Source organism: Streptomyces sp. SID5785 (assembly GCF_009870065.1).
Taxonomy (GTDB): domain Bacteria; phylum Actinomycetota; class Actinomycetes; order Streptomycetales; family Streptomycetaceae; genus Streptomyces.
This window is the reverse complement of record NZ_WWIA01001029.1, coordinates 1-8,462: the sequence shown is the minus strand read 5'-3', so window position 1 is coordinate 8,462 and position 8,462 is coordinate 1. Positions and strand designations below refer to the sequence as shown.

At 68.5% G+C, this 8,462-nt stretch carries 6 protein-coding genes and 1 rRNA gene; 1 reads left to right on the top strand and 6 read right to left on the bottom strand.

The window, feature by feature from the left end:
* Positions 1–298 (bottom strand): 16S ribosomal RNA (locus GTW43_RS33375); the annotation flags it as partial.
* Positions 299–863: 565 nt separating this feature from the next.
* Entirely contained in the window at positions 864–1,871 is a 1,008-nt protein-coding gene (locus GTW43_RS33370) for a stage II sporulation protein M (protein ID WP_161305727.1), read from the bottom strand.
* Positions 1,872–1,976: 105 nt separating this feature from the next.
* On the opposite strand from GTW43_RS33370, the gene GTW43_RS33365 reads away from it, so the two are divergent.
* Entirely contained in the window at positions 1,977–2,963 is a 987-nt protein-coding gene (locus GTW43_RS33365; protein WP_161305726.1) for an RDD family protein, read from the top strand.
* A 46-nt stretch (positions 2,964–3,009) separates the two neighbouring features.
* On the opposite strand, the gene GTW43_RS33360 is transcribed toward GTW43_RS33365, so the two are convergent.
* The 4 genes from GTW43_RS33360 to GTW43_RS33345 form a co-directional block, all read right to left on the bottom strand.
* Complete coding sequence (locus GTW43_RS33360; RefSeq protein ID WP_161305725.1) at positions 3,010–3,624, bottom strand: hypothetical protein; 615 nt, start codon at positions 3,622–3,624, stop codon at positions 3,010–3,012.
* Positions 3,625–3,734: 110 nt separating this feature from the next.
* Positions 3,735–5,150, bottom strand: coding sequence for an adenosylhomocysteinase (gene ahcY, locus GTW43_RS33355; RefSeq protein ID WP_161305724.1), 1,416 nt, complete (start codon positions 5,148–5,150; stop codon positions 3,735–3,737).
* Entirely contained in the window at positions 5,140–5,997 is an 858-nt protein-coding gene (gene metF, locus GTW43_RS33350; RefSeq protein WP_202502273.1) for a methylenetetrahydrofolate reductase [NAD(P)H], read from the bottom strand. The genes ahcY and metF overlap by 11 nt, the downstream gene beginning before the upstream one ends.
* Positions 5,994–8,462, bottom strand: a 2,469-nt coding sequence (locus tag GTW43_RS33345) for a dihydropteroate synthase (RefSeq protein WP_161305722.1), incomplete at its 5' end; no start/stop codon positions are given. The genes GTW43_RS33345 and metF, both read right to left, overlap by 4 nt.

The following is an 8,462-nucleotide window of genomic DNA, read 5'->3' as shown; positions in this document are numbered from 1 at the left end:
GCCCTCTCAGGCCGGCTACCCGTCGTCGCCTTGGTGAGCCATTACCTCACCAACAAGCTGATAGGCCGCGGGCTCATCCTTCACCGCCGGAGCTTTCAACCACAGTCCAGGAGGACCGCAGTATTATCCGGTATTAGACCCCGTTTCCAGGGCTTGTCCCAGAGTGAAGGGCAGATTGCCCACGTGTTACTCACCCGTTCGCCACTAATCCCCGCCCGAAAGCGGTTCATCGTTCGACTTGCATGTGTTAAGCACGCCGCCAGCGTTCGTCCTGAGCCAGGATCAAACTCTCCGTGAATGTTTCCCCGTGATCGGGGCAACACACACGAGAGCGGAACCAGAGGGAGGAATAATCCCTCGGTTCACAGCGTCCTCGCTGTGTTTTATTTCAAAGGAACCTCGTCCCAACCAAGCGGTTGGAGACGGGGTATCAACTAAATCTGGCGTTGATTTTTGGCACGCTGTTGAGTTCTCAAGGAACGGACACTTCCTTCGTACTCACCCTCTCGGGCTTTCCTCCGGGCGCTTCCCTTCGGTCTTGCGTTTCCAACCTTACCAGATCCTTTTTCCGTTCCGTTTCCGGTTCGGAATTCGTTTCCGGTGGCCGTTGGGGGGCCTTTGCCTTTCGGCGGTTCCGACTTTATCAGAAGTTTTGGGCCGGTCTGACCGGCGGTCATTTTCTGATTAATCGAAAGGGGGGCTTCTCGAATGAATGTTATTTCGTGAAGCGCGCTAGACGCTAACCGTTGCAGCCGAGCTTGTCCAGTTCGGGGCAACTGTTCGAATCTACCTCCCCGTCCAGGCCGTGTCAACGGTCTTTCCGGGTGAGAGGAGACTAGCAGGTCAGTCCGGGTGCTCGCACATCAGGCGGCCGTCGGTTGCACGGCGCTCCGCTCCGTCGCACCCACATCGCCGGACTCCCCCTCGCGCACGGCTCGTCCCCCGAGAACGTAGACGTACGTCAGGAACGCGACCTCGAGCGCGATGCCGATGCCTATCCGGGCCCACGTGGGGAGGCCGGACGGGGTGACGAAGCCTTCTACCGCTCCGGATATGAACAGGACCAGGGCCAGGCCGATGGCCATCCCCAGAGCCGCGCGGCCCTCTTCCGCGAGTGCCGTGCGGCGGGTGCGGGGGCCGGGGTCGATGATCGTCCAGCCGAGTCGGAGGCCGGTGCCGGCGGCGACGAAGACAGCGGTCAGTTCGAGCAGACCGTGCGGGAGGATCAGGCCCAGGAACGTGTCGAGGCGGCCCGCCGATGTCATGAGGCCGATGCCCACCCCCACGTTGAGCATGTTCTGGAAGAGGATCCACAGGACCGGCAGGCCCAGGAAGACGCCCAGAACGAGGCACATGGCGGCCGCCTGCGCGTTGTTCGTCCACACCTGGGCCGCGAACGACGCCGCCGGGTGACTGGAGTAGTACGTCTCGTACTGCCCGCCGGGACGGGTCATCTCGCGGAGCTCGGACGGGGCGGCGATGGAGGCCTGTATCTCGGGGTGAGTGCCTATCCACCAGCCGATCAGGGCGGCCGTCGCCGTCGAGAGGAGCGCGGTGGGCACCCACCAGTGACGCGCGCGGTAGACGGCGGCCGGGAAGCCGTGGGTGAGGAAGCGGGTGACGTCACGCCACGAGGCACGGCGCGTGCCTGTCACCGCGCTCCGCGCGCGTGCCACGAGCTGGGTCAGGCGCCCGATCACGCGCGGGTCCGGGGCGCTCGACTGGATCAGCGACAGATGGGTGGCCGCACGCTGGTACAGGGTGACGAGTTCGTCGGCCTCCGCGCCGGTGAGGCGGCGTCGGCGGCGCAGCAGCGTGTCCAGGCGGTCCCATTCGGCGCGGTGGGCCGACACGAAGACGTCGAGGTCCATCCGGTCTGCTGCTCCTCGCTTTCCGGCACCTGTACGGCGCGATGTGAGGTCAGCTTGGCAGACTGACGGTTCCAAGGGCAGGTCGGGGAAGGGTGGGTGTCCGGCGTGAGCGAGCTGGTGACAGGGGAGGCCGTGGCACTCGAGCTGCGGCCCGCGAAGCTGCCGAGCCGTGCGCTGGCGGTACTCATCGACCTTGTGGTGGCGTTCGCCGTCTACATCGTGGTGACGATCGCGGTCGTGGCGGCGACGGCCTCGCTGGACGACGCGGCGTCGGCGGCGCTCGCGGTGGCTCTGTTCCTGCTGGTGCTCGTCGGCATTCCGATCGCGGTGGAGACCCTGAGCCACGGCCGCTCGCTCGGGAAGCTCGCGTGCGGGCTGCGGGTGGTGCGGGACGACGGCGGGCCGATCCGGTTCCGGCACGCGCTCGTGCGCGGGGCGGTCGGTGTCGTGGAGATCCTGATGACGTTCGGGGTCGTCGCCTGCATCGCCTCGCTGGTGTCGGCCCGTGGGCGGCGGATCGGTGACGTGTTCGCGGGGACGCTCGTCGTGCGCGAGCGGGTGCCTGCGGGTCAGGCGTCGTTCGTGCCGGCGCCGCCGCCGTGGCTGGTGGGCCGGTTCGCGGAGCTGGACCTGTCGGCGGTGCCCGAGGGGCTGTGGCTCGCGGTGCGCCAGTACCTCACGCGGATGGGACAGCTGGATCCGCAGGTGGGGTGGCACATGGCGGAGGGGCTCGCGGCGGATCTCGCGGCGCGCACGGGGACGCCCGCGCCGCCCGGAGTTCCGCCCGCCGCCTATCTCGCCGCCGTGGTGCACGAGCGGCAGTCGCGGGAGGCTCAGCGCGCGTTCGGTGCGCCCGCCCCTTATCCGGCTGCCCCCTACCCGGCCGCCTCCTACCCGGCTGCCCCCGCCTCGGCTGCGCCCTCCTCGGCGGCTCCGCGCCCGGCGCCGGCGTACGGGCCTGCGGGGTACGCGCCGCCGGCCGATACCGGCGCGGAGCCCGGCATCAGCCCTGGTTCCGGTCCGGGTCCGGCATCGGGTTCCGGTTCGGGCAAGGCGGAGCCGCCTGCGACCGGGTTCGTCCCGCCGGCCTGAGACGGTCGGGTCCCTGCGATCGGCCTGCGCTCGGGCCCCTGCGGGGTCAGGTGAATGCCGAGGGCGGGGTCTCGAGGTCCTCGAGCTCGATGCCGGGGGCCGCGAGCACGACGTCGCCGCTGAGGTGGACGGTGTGCTGCTCCCCCGTGTCCAGGGCCGTGACCTGGTACGCGTCCACGGTCAGGGGTCCGTTGTCAGTGGCGTGTGCTTCGCTTTCCAGCAAGGTCCAGGACTGGTCCACGGTGCGCGGTGCCAGCACCGGGTCGGTCAGGGCGACGAGGCGGACGCGGGTCGAGGGGGAAGCGGGGGTGAGGCGCAGCAGCCGTGCGGTGGCGACGAGGAACGCGGGGGACGTGCCGGTGAACGCGTGCGCGGGTGCGTTTCCTTCGGTGGCGTGCAGGCCGGTCGGGTCCGTGCGGACCCAGGTGACGCCGTCGAGGGCGGCGCCTCTGACCTGCCAGCTCGCGGCGTTCACTTCGAGTCGCAGGGGGCGGCCCAGCTCGTCGAGGGCGAGGTCGACCGAGCCGGAGTGGTCTCCGGAGGGGGTGGTCCGCTGGGCCACGTAGCGCCAGCCCGAGGGGCCGGGCGCGCAGTGGAAGTGTTCTTCGCCGAGGGGGGTGTGATCGTGCAGATCATGGAGCGAATATCGGCCGCGGGGCATGGGCTTCGTGGCGTCCTCTGTCTGGCCTGGTGACGCGGTACGGGACAGGCCCCCGGCACGGGGGTGCGGGGGCCTGTCCGTTCTTCTTCAGGTGACTGATGCCGAGCGGCTCAGTAGCGGTAGTGGTCGGGCTTGTACGGGCCCTCGACCTCGACGCCGATGTACGACGCCTGCTCCGGACGCAGCGTCGTGAGCCTGACCCCGAGCGAGTCGAGGTGCAGGCGCGCGACCTTCTCGTCCAGATGCTTGGGCAGCACATACACGTCCGTCGGGTACGCGGCCGGCTTCGTGAACAGCTCGATCTGCGCCAGCGTCTGGTCCGCGAAACTGTTGGACATCACGAACGACGGATGACCCGTCGCATTGCCCAGATTCAGCAGACGCCCCTCGGACAGCACGATGATGACCTTGCCGTCAGGGAACGTCCACGTGTGGACCTGCGGCTTCACCTCGTCCTTCACGATCCCGTCGATCCGCGCCAGACCGGCCATGTCGATCTCGTTGTCGAAGTGGCCGATGTTCCCCACGATCGCCTGATGCTTCATCCTGGCCATGTCCGACGCCATGATGATGTCCTTGTTGCCCGTCGTCGTCACGAAGATGTCGACCTGGTCCACGACATCCTCCAGCGTCGCGACCTGATAACCGTCCATCGCCGCCTGCAGCGCACAGATCGGATCGATCTCCGTCACGATCACCCGCGCACCCTGACCCCGCAGCGACTCCGCACACCCCTTGCCCACATCGCCGTACCCGCAGACCAGAGCCGTCTTCCCACCGATCAGCACATCCGTGGCACGGTTGATCCCGTCGATCAGCGAATGCCGGCACCCGTACTTGTTGTCGAACTTCGACTTCGTCACCGCATCGTTCACATTGATCGCGGGGAACAACAACGACCCGTCACGCTGCATCTCGTACAACCGGTGCACACCCGTCGTCGTCTCCTCCGTCACCCCACGGATCTCCGACGCCAGCTTCGTCCAGTCCAGCGTGCTCCTCTCCAACAGGGCGCGCACGACGGCCAGTTCGTCGTTGGACGCCTCGGGGAGCTCGCCGGTCTTCCGGTACTCGACGCCCTGGTGGACGAGGAGGGTGGCGTCGCCGCCGTCGTCCAGGATCATGTTCGGACCGGCGTGGCCCGGCCAGGTCAGGGCCTGCTCCGTGCACCACCAGTACTCGTCCAGGGTCTCGCCCTTCCACGCGAACACCGGGATGCCGGCGGCGGCGATCGCGGCCGCGGCGTGGTCCTGCGTCGAGTAGATGTTGCAGGAGACCCAGCGGACCTCGGCGCCGAGCGCGACCAGGGTCTCGATGAGCACGGCCGTCTGGACGGTCATGTGCAGGGAACCGGTGATCCGGGCGCCCGCCAGGGGCCGGGTGGCGGCGTACTCCCTGCGGATCGCCATCAGGCCGGGCATCTCGTGCTCGGCGAGGGTGATCTCCTTGCGGCCGAACTCCGCGAGGGAGAGGTCGGCGACCCTGAAGTCGTCGAACGGCGCGGGGGCGTTGCGGTCAGCGGGCACGAAGACTCCTCGAGGCAAGGACGGCACGGTGGATGTCGAAGGCGGCGGTGGACTTGTTCAGCGTGATGTAGTGCAGGCCGGGGGCGCCCTCCGCGAGCAGCCGCTCGGCCATGCCGGTGGCGTGCTCGACGCCGACGCGGAAGGCGTCGGCGGGGGAGTGCCGGGCGGCCTCCAGCCGGTGGGCGAGGTGCTCGGGGAAGGCCGCGTCGCTCAGTTCGGCGAAGCGCGTGATCTGCCGTACGTCGGTGGCCGGCATGATCTCCGGGATGATCGGGATGTCGCACCCGGCGGCGGACACCCGGTCGCGCAGCCGGAGGTAGTCCTCCACGTCGAAGAACATCTGGGTGATCGCGTAGTCGGCGCCCGCCCGGCACTTGGCGACGAAGTGGCGCAGGTCGCTCTCCGGGTCCCGGGAGCGCGGATGCCCCTCGGGGAAGGCGGCCACGCCGACCCGGAAGTCGCCGAGCGAGCGCACCAGAGCGACCAGCTCGTGGGCGTACGTGAACCCTTCGGGATGCGGCACCCACGCCCCGCGCGGGTCGCCCGGCGGATCCCCGCGCAGGACCAGGACGTCCCGGATCCCGGCGTCCGCGTAGCAGCCGATCACGTGCCGCAGCTCGGCCACCGAGTGGCCCACCGCGGTCAGATGGGCGACCGGGCGCAGCGTGGTCTCGCGCGCGATGCGCCGGGTCACGTCGACGGTACGGTCCCGGGACGAGCCGCCCGCGCCGTAGGTGACGGACACGAAGTCCGGCCGCAGGGACTCCGCGCGCCGGATCGTGTCCCACAGCGTGCGCTCCCCGGCCGCCGACCGGGGCGGGAAGAACTCGAAGGAGAAGGTCGTCATCGCTCGGTCCCCGCGTTGAAGTAGCCGGCCTCGGGGTGGTGGACGACGAGGGCGTCCGTGGACTGCTCGGGGTGGAGCTGGTACTCCTCGGAGAGGACCACCCCGATCCGCTCCGGCCACAGCAGCTCCGCGATCTTGGCCCGGTCCTCCAGGTCGGGGCAGGCCGGATAGCCGAGCGAGTAGCGGCATCCCTGGTAGGCGGTGCGGAACATGCCGTCGAGGCTGTCCGGGTCGTCGCCGGCGATACCCAGCTCGGAGCGGACGCGGGCGTGCCAGTACTCGGCGAGCGCCTCGGCCAACTGGACGGACAGGCCGTGCAGTTCGAGGTAGTCCCGGTACGCGTTGGACTCGAACAGCTCGGCGGTCTCCTCGCCGATCCTCGAGCCGACGGTGACGACCTGGAGGCCGATGACATCGGTCTCGCCGGACTCCTCCGGGCGGAAGAAGTCGGCCAGGCACAGATGGCGGCCGCGGGTCTGGCGCGGGAAGGTGAAGCGGGTCCGCTCGTTGCCGTGGTCGTCGAGGATGATCAGGTCGTCGCCCTTGGACACGCACGGGAAGTAGCCGTGCACGACGGCGGCCTCCAGCAGGTTCTCCGCCTGGAGCCGGTGCAGCAGGCCGCGCAGCCTCGGCCGTCCCTCGGTCTCGATCAGCTCCTTGGACAGGCCCCACTGGCCGCGGAAGAGTGCCGTCTCGTCGAGCCAGGATGCGTAGTCCTTGAGGGGGATGCCCTTGATGACGCGGGTGCCCCAGAACGGCGGTGCCGGTACCGGGTTGTCGACCGCGACGTCGGAGCGGCCCACGCTCTCGGGCTCCTCCAGGCGCACCTCCCGCTTGGGCACGCGGCGCTGTTTCAGCTCGGGCAGTGTGGCGCCCGGGACACCGCGCTTGACCGCGATCAGCGCGTCCATCAGCCGCAGTCCCTCGAACGCGTCGCGCGCGTAGCGCACTTCACCCTCGTAGATCTCGTGCAGGTCCTGCTCGACATAGGCGCGGGTCAGGGCCGCGCCCCCGAGAATCACCGGATAGTCGGCCGCCATCCGGCGCTGGTTCAGCTCCTGGAGGTTCTCCTTCATGATCACCGTGGACTTGACCAGCAGCCCGGACATCCCGATCACGTCCGCCCGGTGCTCCTGCGCCGCGTCCAGGATCGCCGAGACCGGCTGCTTGATCCCCAGATTCACCACGTTGTAGCCGTTGTTCGACAAAATGATGTCGACCAGGTTCTTCCCGATGTCATGGACGTCACCACGCACCGTCGCCAGCACGATCGTGCCCTTGCCCGCGGCATCGGACTTCTCCATGTGCGGCTCCAGATAGGCCACCGCGTTCTTCATCACCTCCGCCGACTGGAGCACGAACGGCAACTGCATCTGCCCCGAACCGAACAGCTCACCGACCACCTTCATGCCCTCGAGCAGGGTGTCGTTGACGATGTCCAGCGCCGCCCGGGCCGTGAGCGCCTCGTCGAGATCGGCCTCCAGACCGTTCTTCTCCCCGTCCACGATGCGGGCCCGCAGCCGCTCCTCCAACGGCAGCGCCGCCAGCTCCTCGGCCTTGCCCGCCTTCAACGACTTCGCCGTCGCCCCCTCGAACAACGCCATCAGCTTCTGCAACGGGTCATAACCCTCGGAACGCCGGTCGTAGATCAGATCCAGCGCAGTGGTCACCTGCTCCTCGTCGAACCGCGCGATCGGCAGGATCTTCGACGCGTGCACGATCGCCGAGTCCAGACCCGCCTTCACACACTCGTCCAGGAACACCGAGTTCAACACGATCCGCGCCGCCGGGTTCAGACCGAAGGAGATGTTCGACAACCCCAGCGTCGTCTGCACCAGCGGATGACGCTTCTTCAACTCCCGGATCGCCCCGATCGTCGCGATACCGTCACCCCGGGACTCCTCCTGACCGGTACAGATCGTGAAGGTCAGCGTGTCGATGAGAATGTCCGACTCACGGATCCCCCAGTTCCCCGTCAGATCCCCGATCAGCCGCTCGGCGATGGCCACCTTCTGCTCGACGGTACGGGCCTGGCCCTCCTCGTCGATCGTCAGCGCGATCAGCGCCGCCCCGTGCTCCCGCGCCAGCCGGGTGACCCTCGCGAACCGCGACTGAGGCCCGTCCCCGTCCTCGTAGTTCACCGAGTTGATGACCGCACGCCCGCCCAGCTTCTCCAGACCGGCCTGGATCACGTCGACCTCGGTGGAGTCCAGCACCACCGGCAGCGTCGACGCCGTCGCGAACCGGCCCGCCAGCTCCTCCATGTCCGCGACACCGTCACGACCCACATAGTCGACACACAGGTCGAGCATGTGCGCACCCTCACGGATCTGGTCACGCGCCATCTCCACACAGTCGTCCCAGCGCGCCTCCAGCATCGCCTCACGGAACTTCTTCGACCCGTTCGCGTTCGTCCGCTCACCGATCGCCATGTACGCCGTGTCCTGCCGGAACGGCACCGACTG